Origin of the sequence: Pseudomonas sp. PA15(2017) (genome assembly GCF_001945395.1) — a bacterium.
Classification (GTDB): Bacteria; Pseudomonadota; Gammaproteobacteria; order Pseudomonadales; family Pseudomonadaceae; genus Aquipseudomonas.
On record NZ_MSXV01000054.1, the window covers coordinates 18,375 to 35,949 of the forward strand.

Below are 17,575 nucleotides of genomic sequence, written 5' to 3' on the forward strand. Positions count from 1 at the left end.
GGCGCAGCCCTGTGGAAGCGGGCGAGGACGCCTGGTCCATGCCCGCCATTTTTCGCGCGCATGGCGCGCTCCCAAAATGGATCGGGGAGCGGCCGCCTTTGCCTTGTAGTTGCCGCAAAGACGCATACAAGACGTTAAGCAGGCTGTTACGGGCTGTGGATAACTCGACCACCTGCGCTTCGAGGTAGATTCCCGCCAATACCGAGCAAAAATCGCCGACATGAAAAAGGCCGCATCCCATTAGGGATGCGGCCTCTGCCACTGCGCGTTGAGCTTACGGCAGCGCGTAAGCGATCACGTAGTCACCGCGATCCGGCGACTGCCGCGCGCCGCCGGCGGTCACCACGATGAACTGCTTACCGGTCTTCGGCGACACGTAGGTCATCGGTGTGCCCTGGCTACCGACTGGCAGGCGCTGTTTCCAGATTTCCTTGCCCGTGCCGCTATCGAAGGCGCGCAGGTAGTAATCCTGGGTACCGGCAAAGAACACCAGGCCGGACTGGGTGGCCAGGGAGCCGCCCAGGGTCGGCATGCCGACCGGCATCGGCAGGCGCATCTTGATGCCCAGTGGGCCAGTGTCCTGGACGGTGCCGACCGGTACCTGCCAGGCGATCTTCTGGGTCTTCATGTCGATGGCGGTCAGGGTGCCGAACGGCGGCGCCTGGCAGGGAATGCCGGCCAGCGACAGGAAGCGGTTCTTGTTGACCGCGTATGGCGTGCCCTTGAGCGGTACCGCGCCCATGCCGGTGTTCACCGCTTCGCCGCCGGACGAAGCCGGGCCACGGTTCTCTGCCGGAATCATCTGCACCCACAGGCCCAGGCGCATGTCGTTGACGAAGATGTAGTCATTGACCGGGTCGGTGGACAGGCTGCCCCAGTTCATTCCGCCCAGGGAGCCGGGGAAGCTTAGCGACACATCGGTGCCCGGCGCGGTGTACAGGCCCTCGTAACGCATCTGCTTGAAGCTGATGCGGCAGAGCATCTGGTCAAAGGGCGTGGCGCCCCACATGTCCGATTCGGTCAGGGTCTGCGCGCCGATCTGCGGCATGCCCACCGACCGCGGCTGCTCGAGCGCATATTGCTCGCCCTTGATGTCCGCGGCCTTGACGGGCACGTTGCGCACTTCGGTCAGCGGCTGGCCGGTGGCACGGTCGAGCACGTAGATCTGCCCGGCCTTGGTGCCGATCACCACGGCCGGCACCTTGCTGCCGTCGGCCCTGGGGAAGTCGATCAAGCTGGGCTGCATCGGCAGGTCGAAGTCCCAGAGATCGTTGTGCACGGTCTGGTAGACCCACTTCTGCGCGCCGGTGGTGGCGTCCAGCGCGAGGATGGATGCGCCGTACTTGTGGTTCAGCTCGGTACGCTCGGCGCCATACAGGTCGGTCGAGGAGCTGCCCATGGGCAGGAACACGGTGTTCATCGCCGGATCGTAGGACATCGGCGCCCAGGAGTTCGGTGTGCTGCGCACGTAGGTCCGATCGCCTTCCGGAGCCTGGCGTTGCTCGGGGTTGCCCGGGTCGAAGGCCCAGCGCATGGCGCCGGTGACCACGTCGAAACCGCGAATCACGCCGCCGGGCATGTCGGTCTGCACGTTATCGGCCACACGGCCGCCCACCACCACGGTGGTACCGGCCAGCAACGGCGGCGAGGTGAGCTGATAATGCGGATCCGGCGCGGCACCCAGGCCGGCCTTGAGGTCGACCTCGCCGTTGTCGCCAAAGCCTTCGCACAGCGCGCCGGTATCGGCGTCCACCGCGATCAGGCGGGCATCGATGGTATTGGTCAGCAGGCGGCGACGGCAGTTGGCGCCTTCGGCGATGGCCACGCTCGGCACCGCGGCAGCGCCCGCAGCGCTAGGCTGCTGCAGCGGCGCGTCGGCATCGAAGTAGGCCAGGCCACGGCAACGCTGCCACACCGAGGACTGGGCGTTGATGTCGTTGCGCCACAGCTCGCGACCACTGTCGGCATCGAGGGCGATAAGGTTGTTGTGTGGCGTGCAGATAAACACCTTGTCGCCGACCTGCAACGGTGTCAGCTGATCCTCGGCGCCGTTGCCATTGCTTTCGGCCACGTCACCGGTACGGTAGGTCCAGGCAACCTGCAGGTCCTTCACGTTGGCACGGGTGATCTGATCGAGCGCGGCGAAACGGCTGCCGCCCGCGGTATTGCCGTAATGCTGCCAATTCTTCTGCGCCTGGATCGGGTCGACCGGCTGCACGGCCGGGCCATCACCCGTGGCCGCCACGGTGGGATGGGGCACGAAGGTCGCCCCGAACCCGGCGACCAGCGACACTGCCAGTACGGCGGCCAGCGCATAGGCACCACGCCCGCCGTTATCGCCGGCGGCCTTTTTCAGCGCCGGATAGATAAGCGCCACGACCAGGGCGATCACCCCGAAGGTGAACAGGCGCGAGAACAGCGGCCAGAACACCAGGCCGACATCAGCCAGGGCCCAGGCGACGGTGGCGAGCATGGCCAGCGCAACTACCCAGGCGCCTGCCGGTTTACGCGCGGCGATCAAGCCACCTCCGACCAGCAGCGCCAGGCCCATGAGCAGGAAATACCAGCTACCGCCAAGGCTGGCGAGGTAACCGCCGCCACCGACCAGGACGACGCCGACCAGAGCGGTCAGCACGCCGACGATCAGCAGCACGGCCCGTGTGCCACGAGAGGCACCTTTACCATCGTTCATTTTTTGAGCGTTCCATTGATTTATAAAAACGAAGGCGCAGCGATGCCGCGTCTCGACCAGCAAAGAGCCAGCGCTACCGTTTTTTTGTAGTTGTGATGTGCAGAGGCGGCTTGCACCGAGGTGAATCGGACTGCGCGAGCAAATTAACCAAATGGTACATTTTATGCGACAGCTTGTCGCGGGCAGTCGCCAGTTGATGGCGCAAAGCGGTCGATAATCGAACGCTAGCGTTCGCCGGTGGCTTGCCGATATTGGCGCGGCGTGAAACCCGTGAGGGTCTTGAATTGCCGGGTGAATGCGCTGTGGTCGGTGTAACCGCACTGCATGGCCACTTCGGTGATCGGCAGATCGCCGAGCAGTAGACGATGGGCGTGTTCCAGGCGCACCTTGTGGATCATCTGCCGTGGCGTGAGGTGGAACACCCGCTTGCAGTAGCGCTCCAGCTGCGCCACGGACATGCCTGCGATTCGCGTCAATTCCTGCATGGTCACCGGCGCGTTGAAGTGGTTGCGGATGTAATCGTCCACAGCCGCCAGCCGGCCATAGGCCGGGTGGGTGTCGCCGGCGGCCTGCAGGTCGACCGAGATACCGACCAGGCCGATGATCCGCTCCTGGCGACCGCGGATCGGCCTTTTGTGCGTCAGGCACCAACCGGGCTCTCGGCTGCCGAACAGGTGCAGTTCCAGCTGATCCTCCAGCACCACGCCCTGTTGCAACACCCGGCGATCCTGCTCGGTATAACCGGGGCCTAGTTGCGCGGGAAACACCTGGGCACTGGTTTTGCCCAGCAAGGGCTGCAGCTGTTTCAAGCCGCAGCGCTGTACCAGTGTGCGGTTGGCCATCAGGTAACGCGCTTGTGCATCCTTGATGAAGATCGCGGCATTGGGGATGGCATCCAGAATCGGCAATAGCGGCGCCATGCCGGCGATCATCTGTTCGATGTTTTCCGGGCGATGTCGGGCATCGTCCAGGTTCAGCATTTCCAGCGGATTGAGCGTCATCGATGACCGGTCCCGAGCCATGGGTTAGGCGAGATTCGCCCTGCAGGCGGCTGCCCTCACCGTCTCGGACGCTCTGGGTCGCTCTGGGTCGCTGGCGAGCATTTTTCCGAGAGTTCTACAGAGCCCTTGCAGGGCGTGGCCTCCAGCGATCTGAAGCTGCACCGAAGACTAACCAAGTCGGATGCCGCAAGGAAGTACCGAGCCTCGGCAAAAGACGGACTATGCCAATTTCGTCATTGAACACGACGAAAACCATCAAGCCTCCGTTGGCCGACAGGTTCACTGTATGAGCCCTGTACGGGCCGCTGCAAAAACCGGTTTTCAGCGCCGAGTAAGTGCCGGGGCATGGGTGAGTTTCGCGCCGCCCTGCCCGGCGCTATCGATTGCAACTTCGAACAATTGAGCAGCCTCGATGCTGCCGCGTCATTGCGCTCTATCGCGATCCTGACGCATGCCACGAAATTACGACTGCCTATCCAATAACCCCAAGAAGGCGATGCGATGTCCAGCTCTGGCAAGTTCAAGAAACAGCTGTCTCTGACAGACCTCACGTTCATTGGCCTGGGAGCCATTTTCGGTTCGGGTTGGTTGTTCGCCGCCAGCCATGTGTCTTCCATCGCCGGCCCGGCTGGCATCTTTTCCTGGCTGCTCGGTGGCTTCGCCGTGCTGCTGCTCGGCATCGTCTATTGCGAGTTGGGCGCCGCCCTGCCACGCGCCGGTGGCGTGGTGCGTTACCCGGTGTTCTCCCATGGCCCGCTGCTCGGCTACCTGATGGGCTTCATCACCCTGATCGCCTTCTCCAGCCTGGTGGCCATCGAAGTGGTGGCGGCCCGTCAGTACGCAGCGGCCTGGTTTCCCTCGCTGACCCAGCCTGGTTCGAGCAACCCGACGGCCATCGGCTGGCTGGTGCAGTTCGCGCTGCTGTGTCTGTTCTTCGCCCTGAACTACTGGAGCGTGAAGACCTTCGCCAAATCCAACAACTTCATCAGCCTGTTCAAGTTCATCGTGCCGTTGCTGGTGATGGCCGTGCTGTTCAGCTTCTTCAAGCCGGAAAACTTCAGCGTGCAAGGCTTCGCCCCGTTCGGCCTGTCGGGCATCGAAATGGCGGTGTCGGCGGGTGGCATCATCTTCGCCTACCTGGGCCTGACGCCGATCATTTCCGTGGCCAGCGAGGTGCGTAACCCGCAGCGCACCATCCCGGTGGCGCTCATCCTCTCGGTGCTGCTGTCCACCGCCATCTACGCGGCGCTGCAGATCGCCTTCCTCGGCAGCATTCCCACCGAGATGCTGACCAACGGCTGGGCCGGGATCAGCAAGGAATTCTCCCTGCCCTACCGTGACATCGCCCTGATTCTGGGGGTCGGCTGGCTGGCCTACATGGTGGTCGCCGATGCGGTGATCTCGCCCAGCGGTTGCGGCAACATCTACATGAATGCCACACCGCGCGTGGTCTACGGCTGGGCACGCACGGGCACCTTCTTCAAGGTCTTCACCCGGATCGACGAGAAATCCGGCATCCCGCGCCCGGCGCTGTGGCTGACCTTCGCCCTGTCGGTGTTCTGGACCCTGCCGTTCCCTTCCTGGGAGGCGCTGATCAACGTGGTCTCCGCTGCCCTGATTCTCAGCTACGCCGTCGCCCCGGTGAGCGTTGCCGCGCTGCGTCGCAGTGCACCGCAGCTGGACCGTCCGTTTCGGGTCAGGGGCTTTGCGGTGATCGGCCCGCTGTCGTTCATCATCGCTGCACTGATCGTCTATTGGTCGGGCTGGAAAACGGTGTCCTGGCTGCTCGGCCTGCAGATCCTGATGTTCGTCGTCTACCTGGCCTGCAAGCGCCTGGTGCCCACCGACCACCTGAGCCTTGGTCAGCAGGTGCGCTCATCGGCCTGGCTGATCGGTTTCTACGCGGTGACCATCCTGCTGTCCTGGCTCGGCAGTTTCGGCGGGCTGGGGGTGATCGCTCATCCGCTGGATACCGCCGTGGTGGCTGCCTGTGCGCTGGTCATCTATTACTGGGGAGCGGCTACTGGTGTACCGGCGGCGCTGGTTCGCCTGGACGCCGACGAGGTGGAAAGCGACGGCGACGTCCCTGCCCCCCGCACCTTCGGCCAGCAGCCCGTGGCCGACGCCGTACGCTGATGCCCTTGCCGACTCTGGAGAACGACGCATGAACCCGTCCATCAACCTCAGCCTCGATCAGGTTCACGGCCTGGCCCTGGATGCACTCACCGCCAACGGCATGGGCGCCGATCACGCCGAGGCCGTGGCCGGGGTGATCACCCAGGGGCAGCGCGACGAGTGTCACTCCCACGGGCTGTACCGATTGCTGGGCTGCGTGCGTTCGCTGCGCTCGGGCAAGGTCGACGGGCATGCCGTGCCCGTCGTCAGTCAGCCGGCGCCTTCGATCGTCAAGGTCGATGCCCGGCATGGTTTTTCCCTGCTGGCGCTGCAGACCGGGTTGCCGCTGCTGTGCGAGCAGGCTCGCCATCTGGGCGTTGCAGCCCTGGTGATCCGCAACTGCTACCACTTCTCGGCGCTGTGGCCTGAAGTCGAAGCCATCGCCGAGCAGGGCCTGGTCGGCCTGGCGATGACGCCCAGTCACGCCTGGGTCGCGCCGGTCGGTGGCAGCAAGGGGGTATTCGGCACCAACCCGCTGGCGTTCGCCTGGCCACGGCCTGCAGGCCAGCCGTTCGTGTTCGACTTCGCCACCAGCGCCATCGCCCGGGGCGACATCGAACTGCACGCCCGGCAGAACAAACCCATCCCGCTGGGTTGGGCGGTAGATGCCCAGGGGGCGCCCACCACGGATGCCCAGGCGGCGCTGGCGGGTGCCATGCAGACCTTCGGCGGGCACAAGGGCTCGGCTCTAGCGGCGATGATCGAGTTGCTGGCTGGCGCGCTGATTGGCGACCTGACCAGCGCCGATTCCATGGCCTTCGACGACGGCGCCGGCGCTGCGCCCTTGCATGGCGAACTACTGCTGGCCTTCGACCCGGCCCGTTTTCTCGGTGATGACTTGGCGCCTGGTTTGCAGCGTGCTGAAAACCTGTTCGCCGCCATCACCGGCCAAGGTGCGCGACTGCCTTCGCAGCGCCGTTTCGAAGCGCGTCAGCGCAGCGAACGCGACGGCGTGTGGATCGACCGCGCGCTCTACCAGGACATCCAGGCCCTGCTGGCCTGACACTCTTCTTTGCATTGGACGATTACATGAAACAGATACGCGTCATCGACTCCCACACCGGCGGCGAACCCACGCGCCTGGTGATGCAAGGCTTCCCCGAGCTGCCCGCTGGCAGCATGGCAGACCAGCGCAATGCCCTGCGCGAGCAGCATGACCAATGGCGCCGCGCCTGCCTGCTGGAGCCGCGTGGCAACGACGTGCTGGTGGGGGCGCTTTACTGCGTGCCGGTCTCTGCGGATGCCACCTGCGGCGTGATCTTCTTCAACAACACCGGCTACCTGGGCATGTGCGGCCACGGCACCATCGGCCTGGTCGCCTCGCTGCATCACCTGGGCCTGATGGCACCGGGCGAGCACAAGATCGATACACCGGTCGGCCAGGTCAGCGCCACCCTGCACGACGATGGTGCGGTGACCATCGGCAACGTGCCGTCCTACCGCTACCGCCAGCAAGTGGCGGTGGAGGTGCCGGGCTACGGGCGTTTTCTCGGTGACATCGCCTGGGGCGGCAACTGGTTCTTCCTGGTCAGCGAACATGGCCAGGACCTGAGCCTGGGCAACGTCGAGCTACTCACCGATTTCACCTGGAAGATGCTGCGCGCCCTCGAAGACCAGGGCATCCACGGCGAAGGTGGCGAGCTGATCGACCACATCGAACTGTTCGCCGATGACGCCAGCGCCGACAGCCGCAACTTCGTCATGTGCCCTGGCAAGGCCTACGACCGCTCGCCCTGCGGCACCGGCACCAGCGCCAAGCTGGCCTGCCTGGCCGCCGACGGCAAGCTGGCCGAAGGCGAGCGCTGGGTGCAGGCGAGCATCACCGGCAGCCAGTTCGAAGGCCGCTTTCAGTGGGACGGCGAACGCATTCGCCCGTTCATCACCGGCCGCGCCCACCTGACCGCCGACGCCACCCTACTGATCGACGAGCAAGACCCCTTCGCCTGGGGCATCTGAATCTCAACGCACAGGCTGCATGCCACCTCTCTCAAGGCCTGCAGCCGGACATACGAACCTTCTGAACGACGGAGCAGCACCATGACCCGCAACATCTTTACCGGCACCATCCCCGCCCTGATGACCCCTTGCACCGCCGAGCGCAAGCCGGACTTCGACGCCCTGGTGCGCAAGGGCAAGGAGTTGATCGAAATCGGCATGAGCGCGGTGGTCTACTGCGGCTCCATGGGCGACTGGCCGCTGCTCACCGAGGCCGAGCGCCAGGAAGGCGTGGCGCGCCTGGTCGCTGCGGGCGTGCCGACCATCGTTGGCACCGGTGCGGTGAACAGCCGTGAAGCCGTGTCCCACGCTGCCCACGCGGCCAAGGTCGGCGCCCATGGCCTGATGGTCATCCCGCGCGTGCTGTCCCGCGGTGCTTCGCCGGCCGCTCAGGAAGCGCATTTCTCCGCCATTCTCGACGCCGCACCGAACCTGCCGGCGGTGATCTACAACAGCCCGTACTACGGCTTCGCCACCCGCGCCGAGCTGTTCTTCAAGCTGCGCCGCAAGTATTCCAACCTGATCGGTTTCAAGGAGTTCGGCGGCGCCGCCGACATGCGTTATGCCGCCGAGCACATCACCTCGCAGGATGAAAACGTGATCCTCATGGCCGGGGTCGACACCCAGGTGGTGCACGGCTTCGTCAATTGCGGCGCGACTGGCGCCATCACCGGCATCGGCAATGCCCTGCCGCGTGAAGTGCTGCAACTGGTGGAATTGAGCAAGCAGGCGGCCAAGGGCGACGCCGTTGCCCGCCGCCAGGCCTGGGAACTGTCCGAGGCACTGAACGTGCTGTCGTCGTTCGACGAAGGCACCGACCTGGTGCTCTACTACAAGCACCTGATGGTGCTCAACGGTGACCGGGAGTACGCCCTGCACTTCAACGAAACCGATGCCCTCAGCGATGCCCAGCGCAACTATGCCGAGACTCAGTACAAACTGTTCCGCCAGTGGTACGCCAACTGGACGGCGGCGCAGAACGTCGCCTGACCCACGCAGGCCGGGCAGGCATCGTCTGTCCGGCCACGTCTTTTTCTGTTCTATCCATTAGCTAGGCGGCCTTCTCGATGAGCACCACCCCGAGCACCGATGGCACATCGGCTCCCGCAGATATCGCCGTGATCGGTGCCGGCATCGTCGGTCTCACCTGCGCCCTGGCGCTGGCACGTCAGGGCCGGCGCGTGACCGTCATCGACCGCCAGGAACCGGGCATGGGCGCCTCCTACGGCAACGCCGGGCACCTGGCCACCGAACAGGTGTTTCCCATCGCCGACCTGTCGATCCTCAAGCGCCTGCCGGCCATGCTGCTGGACCCGATGGGCCCGCTGCGCCTGGACTGGAAGTACCTGCCCCAGGCGCTGCCCTGGTTCGTGCGCTTGCTGCTCAATCTGCGGCCCGCGCCGTTCCAGCGCAGCGTCGCCGGTATTCGTGCACTGAATGAAGGGAGCCTCGCCGCCTGGCAGCGTCTGTTGCACAGCATCGGGCGCAACGACCTGTTCAAACTCGACGGCTCACTGCTGGTGTTCGAGCGCAGCGAATCGCGCCAGGCGCTCGAAGCGCTGCAGGCGCGCATGGCTCAGCAGCAGGTGCCGGTGGCGTTCTGGGATGCCCAGGCGATACGCCAGGCGGCGCCGCAGCTCAGCGAACACCTGCAGGGCGGCTTGTTCTTCCCCGCGACCGGGCACTTCATCGATCCCTACCAGGTGATCCTTGCCCTGGTCGAGGCGTGCAAGAACAGCGGCGTGCAGTTTGTCCAGGCCCAGGTGAACGATGGCCGATTGGTCGCAGACGGCGTTTCGCTGATTACCGACCGTGGCGGCGTGAGCGCCGGCCAGGTACTGATCGCCTGTGGCGCCCATTCGGCGACGCTCACGGCCAGGCTCACCGGCAAGCAGGTGCCACTGGACACCGAGCGTGGCTATCACCTGATGCTGCCCGAGGAACACGAACGTTTGCCGTTCGCCGTCACTTCGCTGGAGCGCAGGTTCATCATGACGCCCATGGCGGGCGGCTTGCGGCTGGCCGGCACCGTGGAGTTCGCCGGCCTCGAGGCCGCGCCGAGCATGCAGCGGGCCTGGCAACTGCAGCGTTTGAGCGAAGGCCTGTTCAAGGACGCGCTGGATGTCGGGGGTGCGAGCCCGTGGATGGGCTTTCGGCCGTCGCTGCCGGACTCGCTGCCGATCATCGATCGGGTCTGCGATGGCAGGGTGTTGCTTGCCTTCGGCCATCAGCACCTGGGCCTGACCCAGGCGGCGGTGACGGCCGAGTTGGTGGCGAACATGCTGACGCCATCCCCTACGCTGGCATCGACATTGCCGAGTTTGACGCCTTACCGGATGTCGCGGTTCTGATGGCCAGACGCGCGTGATACCGCTCCGTGCATGGCAGACTTGCGCAACTTATCAGACATCGTACAATCAAAGCCTTTCCGTACGTGTTCATTACGTCCTCAACAGGAGCTAACAATGCCCGCTACCATCGGCCACAACATCATCGGCGGCGCGTTCAGCGCAGCCGGCTCCGTTATCCACAAGAGCCACGACGCCAGCACCGGCGAAGCGCTGCCCTACGACTTCATCCAGGCCACGCCCGAAGAAGTCGACGCCGCTGCCAAGGCAGCCGCTGCTGCCTACCCGACTTACCGCAGCCTGTCCGCTGCCAAGCGCGCCGAGTTTCTCGACGCCATCGCCGACGAGCTGGACGCCCTGGGTGACGAATTCGTCGCCACCGTAACCCGCGAAACCGCTCTGCCGACCGCCCGTATCCAGGGCGAGCGTGGCCGCACCAGCGGCCAGATGCGCCTGTTCGCCAAGGTGCTGCGCCGCGGCGACTTCTACGGCGCTCGCATCGACCGCGCCCTGCCGGATCGCCAGCCGCTGCCACGTCCGGATCTGCGCCAGTACCGCATCGGCCTGGGCCCGGTCGCGGTGTTCGGCGCCAGCAACTTCCCGCTGGCCTTCTCCACCGCCGGCGGTGACACCGCCGCCGCGCTGGCCGCTGGTTGCCCGGTGGTATTCAAGGCCCACAGCGGCCACATGACCACTGCCGCCCACGTTGGCGAAGCCATCCTGCGCGCCGCCGAGAAAACCGGCATGCCCAAAGGCGTGTTCAACATGATTTACGGCTCTGGCGTCGGCGAGGCGCTGGTCAAGCACCCGGCCATCCAGGCCGTCGGCTTCACTGGCTCGCTCAAAGGCGGTCGCGCCCTGTGCGACATGGCCGCGGCACGTCCGCAGCCGATCCCGGTCTTCGCCGAGATGAGCAGCATCAACCCGGTTATCCTGCTGCCAGAAGCCATCAAGGCTCGTGGCGAGAAGATCGCCGGCGAGCTGGCCGGCTCCGTGGTCATGGGCTGCGGTCAGTTCTGCACCAACCCGGGCCTGGTGATCGGCGTTCGTTCGCCTGAGTTCAGCACCTTCCTGGAAAACTTCACCGCCAAGATGGCCGAGCAGCAGCCGCAAACCATGCTCAACGCCGGCACCCTGAAGAGCTACGTGAAGGGCTTGGAAGCGCTCAACGCTCACTCGGGCATCACCCACCTGACCGGCGCCAAGCAAGAAGGCAACCAGGCCCGTCCGCAGCTGTTCAAGGCTGACGTAAGCCTGCTGCTGGGCGGCGACGAGCTGCTGCAGGAAGAAGTCTTCGGCCCGACCACCATCGTCGTCGAAGTGGCCGACAAGGCCGAACTGCTGGAGGCCATCGATGGTCTGCATGGCCAGCTGACCGCCACCCTGCTCACCGAGCCGGGCGACCTGGCCGGCAGCGAAGAGCTGTTCGCGCTGCTCGAGCAGAAAGTCGGCCGTGTACTGTTCAACGGCTACCCGACCGGCGTGGAAGTCTGCGACTCCATGGTGCACGGCGGCCCGTACCCGGCGACCTCCGATGCCCGTGGTACCTCGGTCGGCACCCTGGCCATCGACCGCTTCCTGCGTCCGGTGTGCTATCAGAACTGCCCGGACGCCCTGCTGCCGGAGGCGTTGAAGAACGCCAACCCGCTGCAGATCGCCCGTCTGGTGGATGGCGCCAGCAGCCGCGACGCGCTGTAAGCGCCCGCTTCGCTGCGACGAGAAAGCCGACCTCAGGGTCGGCTTTTTTGTGGGCGTTTGATCGGCGGTGGTTTTCCCGGGTGTCGCTGCGCTCGGCCCGGGCTACTCTGATTAATAGACCACCTCACGTGGAGCGCGCCAGGCGCGCGAATCGCGGGCATGGCCCGCTCCCACAATTGCTGCGTGCATTAATCAGACAGCCCGTAGGGTGGATAACGCGCAGCTTATCCACCACAACACTTGCAGCTCCAAGGCTGCCAAGGCCTGCGCTGTCGCTCACGACTACCCCCAGGTCGCACTCGAACCCCGCCATACCCGGCGAGCCACGTAGGTTATCCACAGATGGACGCCATGACCCGAACCAGGCGCGTCCGCACGTTGGAGCAATCGCGCGGAGGCTGCCATGAGCGTCACGACTTATCCACAATCGGCAACACCGGTCGACCTGCGCATCCTGCGCAAAGTGATCGCCGCCTCGGCCATCGGCAACTTCGTCGAGTGGTTCGACTTCGCGGTCTACGGCTTTCTTGCCGTGACCATCGCCTCGCTGTTCTTTCCGCCGGGCAACCCGACCCTGGCGCTGCTGCAGACCTTCGCAGTGTTCGCCGTGTCGTTCGCGCTGCGCCCGCTGGGCGGCATCGTGTTCGGCATTCTTGGCGACCGCATCGGCCGCAAGCGCGTGCTGTCGATCACCGTGCTGCTGATGGCCGGGGCCACTACCCTGATCGGTCTGCTGCCCACCTATGCCAGCATCGGCCTGGTCGCCCCGCTGCTGCTGGCCCTGGCGCGCTGCCTGCAGGGCTTCTCAGCCGGCGGCGAATACGCTGGCGCCTGCGCCTTCGTCATGGAGCACGCGCCCACCGAGCAGAAGGCACGCTATGGCAGCTTCGTGCCGGTCTCCACCTTCGCGGCCTTCGCCTGCGCGGCCGGGTTGGTGTTCGGCATGGGCATCTGGCTGGACGAAGCGCAAATGCAGGCCTGGGGCTGGCGCGTACCCTTCCTGATCGCCGCACCGCTGGGCCTGGTGGGCCTGTATATGCGCCTGCGCCTGGACGAATCGCCGGCCTTCCAGGCCCTGGCGGCGCAAGCCCATCCCGAACATTCGCCGCTGCGCGAAACCCTGCGCGAGCATGGCGGCACCGTGCTGTGCCTGTCGGCCTTCATCTCCGCCACGGCGCTGTCGTTCTACATGTTCACCACTTACCTGACCACCTACATGCAGGTGGTCGGCGGCGCAGCCAGGCCTACCGCGCTGCTCGCCAGCCTGGTGGCACTGTTCTTCGCCGCCCTGCTGTGCCCGTTCGTGGGCCGCTACTCGGATCGCGTCGGCCGCCGGCGCACCATCCTCACCGCCGGCATCGCGCTGATCGTCGCGGTGTACCCCGCCTTCACCCTGGCCGCTTCCGGCACCCTGTGGGCCTCGGCCATCGGCGCCATGCTGCTGGCCGTCGGCGCGGTGATCTGCGGGGTGGTGACCGCCGTGCTGCTCTCCGAGCAGTTTCCCACCCGCGTGCGCTACACCGCCTCGGCGTTTACCTACAACCTGGCCTACACGGTGTTCGGCGGCACCGCGCCGCTGGTCGCCACCTGGTTGATCGAGGTGACCGGCAACCGCATGTCGCCGGCCTTTTATCTGATCGCCATCGCCCTGCTGGCGCTGGCAGGCGGCCTGGCGCTGCCGGAGTCGTCGAAACGCTCGCTCGACTATCAGCCCTGAACGATCAGTACGCCACCGAGTAGCTGAGGCCGAAGGTACGCCCCTGCGCCGGCAGGCTGGAGATAGCGCCGTAAGTGGCTGCCGCCTGCTGGCCGTAGACGGTCTTGTAATCGCGATCGGCCAGGTTGTAGATGCCGAAGCCGACCTCGCCGCCAAGCCAGGGCGCATGGGCGATCAGGTCGACCACGGTGTAGCCCTGGATCTTGGTCGCCGGGGTGGCGCGAGTGGTCGGGCTGATCGCGGCGGCCTGGGCATCGTCGTAGGCACGCTCGCTACCGCCCACGGTAAGCGTCTGCAGCCGTAGGCCATAGCCGTCGGCGAAACGCCAGTCACTGTAGAGGGTGGCCTTGAGCGGCGAGACCCGGAAGGCGTTCAGTTCGCGCCAGTCGCCGGCAGCGTCCTTGTACTGGCCACGGGTGTAGGCCAGGGTGCCGCCCAGGGTCCAGCGCTCGGTGACGGGCACCTGCAGGTTGCCCTCGGCACCCCACACGCGCTCGTCGGTGTCGGCCACCGACACGCTGAAGTCACGGTTGAACTGCACCACCTTGTCGGAGGTGTTGTAGAACGCGGTCACCCCGGCATTCAGACCGCGGGCTTCGCCGAAGCGCCAGCCCAGCTCGTAATTGTTCACCTTGATCGAGTCGATGCTGCTGCTATCGATCACGAAGTTGGCCGGCACGTCACGCAACATGCGCTGGGTGTCGGGCAGGCTGAAGCCCTGGGAGAAGTTGGCGAACACCTGCTGAGCATCGGTCAGCGCGTACACGGCGCCGAGGTTGAACAGCGTTTCACTGTGGCGCACGTTGCCGCCCTCCAGGGTGCGCGCCCGGTAGCCGGCCACGGTCGCCGCGGTGACCGCCTCGCCATAGGGGATGGAAGCGTCGACCTCGTTGCGGATGGTTTCGCGGCGTACCCCGGCTTGCAGGCTGAGGCGCTCGGTGAGCGGGTAGTCACCCTGCAGGAATGCGCCGGTCTTGCTCACTTGCACGTCCGGGCCCATGGAGGAACCGAAGGTCTCGCGGTAATTCAGGCCATTGCTGGCAAAGAAGCGGTTGAAGTCATAGAACTGGCCGTCCTGACGATCCTGCTCACGCTCGTAATCGAGGCCATAAGTCAGTTGCAGGTCGCGTCCGCCCAGGGTGAACCCCTTCTGCAACGCGGTGCGCAGACCCCACACATCGATATCGGTGCTCGATTGCAGCACCACGTTGGCCACACCGCCGGGCAATGCGGTATTCGCTGCGCGACTGGCAAAGGGGAACCAGCGCGACTTCTCCTTGCGGTAGTAGGCCTCGGCCGTCAGCTGCTGGCCGCCAAACAGGTCGCGGTTGCGGTATTGCAGGTTGGCGCCGTAATGGCGGGTGCGTGGCTGGTCGTCGAGCTGCAGGCCATCCACCGCGGCATGACTAGGCTGGTAGTTGGGCACCAGCAACGCCGACAGGTTGGGGCCGTAGTCCGGGCCATAATCGCTATCCTGCTCGTCATCGTAGTAGCGCACGCCGCCGCTCAATTGCTGGTCGTCGTCGAGCTGCCAGGTCAGGCGGCCGTTGAAGTCGAAGCTGGTGGTGTCCTGGCGGTCGGTCTGGGCGATTTCCGGGCCGACGCGATCACCATGGGCATCACGGATCTCACCCTGCTTGGTGTAGCCCAATCCGGCGAAGCCGCTGACTGATCCCTGGTGGAAGGCGGCGGTCTGCGACGCCTCGTAGGCCATGGCGTCACGGGCGGCCTTGCCTGGTGTACGCATGCCGATTCGGCTGCTGAAATCGCTGGTCTCTTCGTCGGCATTGCGGGTGATGATATTGATCAACCCGCCGATGGCTCCTGCCCCATAGATGCTGGTAGCGCCGGAGATCACTTCGATGCGTTCGATCATCGCCGGGCTGATGCTGTTGAGCTGGCGCGAACCGTCACGCGAGCCGGTCAACGGTACGCCGTCGATCATCACCTGTACGGTACGCCCACGCATGGTCATGCCGTAGTTGCTGGTGGTGCCGCTGCTCGGCGCCAGCGACGGCACCAACTGGCCGAGGATATCGGCGGTGGAACGGCCAGCCGCCGCTTGCTCGGCGATCTGCTCACGTTCGATGCCGTAAACCGTGCCGGCGATCTCGGCGATGCGCTTGGCCGAGCGCGTGGCCGTCACCACCATCGGCTCCAGCTCCTGAACCTGGCTGCCGCCAACTGCCGGGCGCTCACCACTCTGCGCGAACACCTGGGCACTGACCGCCAGACTCAAAAGCGTGACCTGCATGGATGCCGAAAGATGCCGCATGATGTTCCCCTGTGGATAAGTTACAAAGCGAAGCCGGACGAGAGTTTTTTGATGAGCGGTTTGCAGACCAGCACGCTGAGCACCGACAGGCCCCCCAGCAGCAGGTAATAGCTTGCGTAGCCCAGGCCCTTGGCCAGGAACCCGGACAGCGAGCCGCCGATGAAGAACACCAGCAGCTCGAAACACACCAGCACGGTGAAGTCGGTACCGGCCTGCTGACGCGAACACAGGCGCATGAACAGGGCATAGAGGCTGGTCATCGCGCAGCGCCAGGGTGGCCAGCATCACCAGGCCGAGCCAGGGCGTCGCGGTGGCCGCCAGGCCGCTGGCCAGCAACGCGGCGAGCAGCAGGTAGATGCCGCTGCGCCACCAACCGGCGCGAATCAGCAATACCTCCGGCGCCTGGGTCTTCAGGGCCCTGGCGGTCAGCACTGCCGCCAACAGACCGATGCTGGCACCGGCCACCGACATCAGCACGCCGATCTGCGCCAGCGACCACTGCTGGTCCACCAGCAACGGCGTGAGCATGGCCATGGCCGGTGCTTCGACCGCCCGGTAGAGCAGGATCAGCAACAGCGCCCAGCGCATTTGCGGGCGTCGCAACGTGTGGATGAAGCTGGGCCGCTCGGCGCTCGGCGAATGACGTTCTTCGACGCGTGCCACTGCCAGCATGGGCAGTGCGGCCATCACTGCCAGCGTCAGCAACGCGGCCTGCCAGCCAGCGGTCGGGTACAGCCAGAGCACGCCGGCACCGCCGAACAGGCTGCCCAGTGCAACGCCCATGCTCTGCGCCATGCTGCCCAGGCGGTGATCTTCGGCTGCCAGCGACTCGACCGTATAACCGTCGATGGCGATGTCCTGGGTCGCGGCGAAGGTGGATATCCACAGGCCGATCAGCACGAACAACAGCAGGCCATGCTCGAGCCCGCTCACCGCCAGGGCCAGCAGGCCGGCCACCAGGGCGGCCTGGGTCAGCCACAGCCAGCTGCGGCGCCGGCCGAGCGCATGCAGGTAGCAGCGGTCGACCAGCGGTGCCCAGAGAAACTTGAAGGCCCAGGGGATGTACAGCAGGGCGAGCATGCCGATCCAGCGCAGATCGACGCCCTGGCTGCGCAGGATGGCTGGCAGCGCCACGTTGAAGAAATACAGCGGTAACGCGTGAGCCAGGTAGAGCACGACGATGACCGCCAGGCTCAGCCGCGTTACCGGCGTGAAGTCATTGGGCTGTTGCATCGCTCACCATGCGCTCGGTGATCCACTGAAAACCCTGCTCACGTTCCAGGGTCACGAAATACGGTACGCCCCAGGCGGCGTGCAGCGCCGGTGTATCCAGGCGCTCACGCTCCTTGGCGTCGGCGGCGATACGTACCAGGCCACGGCAGCAGCTCTGGAAGTCCGCCTTGTGGCGCTTGTACCAGGCCCCCTGCACGGCGCGGTAACCCTCGGCCAGACTGGCGCCGGCCTGGGTACTGGAGATGAAGTAGAACGCCTGGCGACGGGCGATCAGGCGCTCGATGCGCGCCAGCCAGTCGCGGATATCGTCAAGGCTGACGTCGCCTGCGAAAACCGCCTCGACCACGGCCTTTTCCGTGATGAACAACCCCATGGCGACACGATTCCCTTGAACGACTCGACGCAACCCCATCGGCTGCGACTGCATTGCACATGAGAATA

Annotated in this window: 11 protein-coding genes; 7 read left to right on the forward strand and 4 right to left on the reverse strand. The window is 65.4% G+C overall.

Annotated elements, in window-relative coordinates; all coding sequences use genetic code 11:
• Positions 1-274 precede the first annotated feature (274 nt).
• Entirely contained in the window at positions 275-2,692 is a 2,418-nt protein-coding gene (locus tag BVH03_RS19355; protein WP_075962706.1) for a glucose/quinate/shikimate family membrane-bound PQQ-dependent dehydrogenase, read from the reverse strand.
• A gap of 224 nt (positions 2,693-2,916) precedes the next feature.
• Positions 2,917-3,693: an AraC family transcriptional regulator gene (locus BVH03_RS19360; protein ID WP_075962707.1), complete on the reverse strand. Its 777-nt coding sequence runs from the start codon at positions 3,691-3,693 to the stop codon at positions 2,917-2,919.
• A gap of 501 nt (positions 3,694-4,194) precedes the next feature.
• On the opposite strand from BVH03_RS19360, the gene BVH03_RS19365 reads away from it, so the two are divergent.
• From BVH03_RS19365 to BVH03_RS19395, 7 genes are all read left to right on the forward strand, one after another.
• Positions 4,195-5,829 carry an APC family permease gene (locus BVH03_RS19365; RefSeq protein WP_075962708.1) on the forward strand — a complete coding sequence of 545 codons (1,635 nt, stop codon included), beginning with the start codon at positions 4,195-4,197 and terminating at the stop codon, positions 5,827-5,829.
• A gap of 28 nt (positions 5,830-5,857) precedes the next feature.
• Positions 5,858-6,871 carry an Ldh family oxidoreductase gene (locus BVH03_RS19370; protein WP_075962709.1) on the forward strand — a complete coding sequence of 338 codons (1,014 nt, stop codon included), beginning with the start codon at positions 5,858-5,860 and terminating at the stop codon, positions 6,869-6,871.
• A gap of 26 nt (positions 6,872-6,897) precedes the next feature.
• Positions 6,898-7,824 carry a 4-hydroxyproline epimerase gene (locus tag BVH03_RS19375; RefSeq protein WP_075962710.1) on the forward strand — a complete coding sequence of 309 codons (927 nt, stop codon included), beginning with the start codon at positions 6,898-6,900 and terminating at the stop codon, positions 7,822-7,824.
• An 81-nt stretch (positions 7,825-7,905) separates the two neighbouring features.
• Positions 7,906-8,853, forward strand: coding sequence for a dihydrodipicolinate synthase family protein (locus BVH03_RS19380; RefSeq protein ID WP_075962711.1), 948 nt, complete (start codon positions 7,906-7,908; stop codon positions 8,851-8,853).
• Between the two features lie 77 nt (positions 8,854-8,930).
• Positions 8,931-10,214: an FAD-dependent oxidoreductase gene (locus tag BVH03_RS19385; RefSeq protein WP_075962712.1), complete on the forward strand. Its 1,284-nt coding sequence runs from the start codon at positions 8,931-8,933 to the stop codon at positions 10,212-10,214.
• Positions 10,215-10,328: 114 nt separating this feature from the next.
• Positions 10,329-11,909 carry an aldehyde dehydrogenase (NADP(+)) gene (locus tag BVH03_RS19390; RefSeq protein ID WP_075962713.1) on the forward strand — a complete coding sequence of 527 codons (1,581 nt, stop codon included), beginning with the start codon at positions 10,329-10,331 and terminating at the stop codon, positions 11,907-11,909.
• Positions 11,910-12,312: 403 nt separating this feature from the next.
• Complete coding sequence (locus BVH03_RS19395) at positions 12,313-13,626, forward strand: MFS transporter (protein WP_075962714.1); 1,314 nt, start codon at positions 12,313-12,315, stop codon at positions 13,624-13,626.
• A 4-nt stretch (positions 13,627-13,630) separates the two neighbouring features.
• Here BVH03_RS19395 and BVH03_RS27095 read toward each other — a convergent pair whose 3' ends face one another.
• Both BVH03_RS27095 and BVH03_RS19410 read right to left on the reverse strand, forming a co-directional pair.
• Positions 13,631-17,134: a TonB-dependent receptor domain-containing protein gene (locus BVH03_RS27095; protein WP_305883694.1), complete on the reverse strand. Its 3,504-nt coding sequence runs from the start codon at positions 17,132-17,134 to the stop codon at positions 13,631-13,633.
• The gene (locus BVH03_RS19410) at positions 17,118-17,507 is read right to left on the reverse strand and encodes a hypothetical protein (RefSeq protein WP_075962716.1); all 390 of its coding nucleotides are present in this window, start codon (positions 17,505-17,507) and stop codon (positions 17,118-17,120) included. The genes BVH03_RS27095 and BVH03_RS19410 overlap by 17 nt, the downstream gene beginning before the upstream one ends.
• Positions 17,508-17,575: the final 68 nt, after the last annotated feature.

Bases quoted from the DNA above. Each gene is read 5' to 3' on its own strand.
- BVH03_RS19375 (WP_075962710.1), top strand. From the start codon at position 6,898: ATGAAACAGATACGCGTCATCGACTCCCACACCGGCGGCGAACCCACG.
- BVH03_RS19365 (WP_075962708.1), top strand. From the start codon at position 4,195: ATGTCCAGCTCTGGCAAGTTCAAGAAACAGCTGTCTCTGACAGACCTC.
- BVH03_RS19370 (WP_075962709.1), top strand. From the start codon at position 5,858: ATGAACCCGTCCATCAACCTCAGCCTCGATCAGGTTCACGGCCTGGCC.
- BVH03_RS19360 (WP_075962707.1), bottom strand. From the start codon at position 3,693: ATGACGCTCAATCCGCTGGAAATGCTGAACCTGGACGATGCCCGACAT.
- BVH03_RS19380 (WP_075962711.1), top strand. From the start codon at position 7,906: ATGACCCGCAACATCTTTACCGGCACCATCCCCGCCCTGATGACCCCT.
- BVH03_RS19410 (WP_075962716.1), bottom strand. From the start codon at position 17,507: ATGGGGTTGTTCATCACGGAAAAGGCCGTGGTCGAGGCGGTTTTCGCA.
- BVH03_RS19355 (WP_075962706.1), bottom strand. From the start codon at position 2,692: ATGAACGATGGTAAAGGTGCCTCTCGTGGCACACGGGCCGTGCTGCTG.
- BVH03_RS19385 (WP_075962712.1), top strand. From the start codon at position 8,931: ATGAGCACCACCCCGAGCACCGATGGCACATCGGCTCCCGCAGATATC.
- BVH03_RS19395 (WP_075962714.1), top strand. From the start codon at position 12,313: ATGAGCGTCACGACTTATCCACAATCGGCAACACCGGTCGACCTGCGC.
- BVH03_RS27095 (WP_305883694.1), bottom strand. From the start codon at position 17,134: ATGCAACAGCCCAATGACTTCACGCCGGTAACGCGGCTGAGCCTGGCG.
- BVH03_RS19390 (WP_075962713.1), top strand. From the start codon at position 10,329: ATGCCCGCTACCATCGGCCACAACATCATCGGCGGCGCGTTCAGCGCA.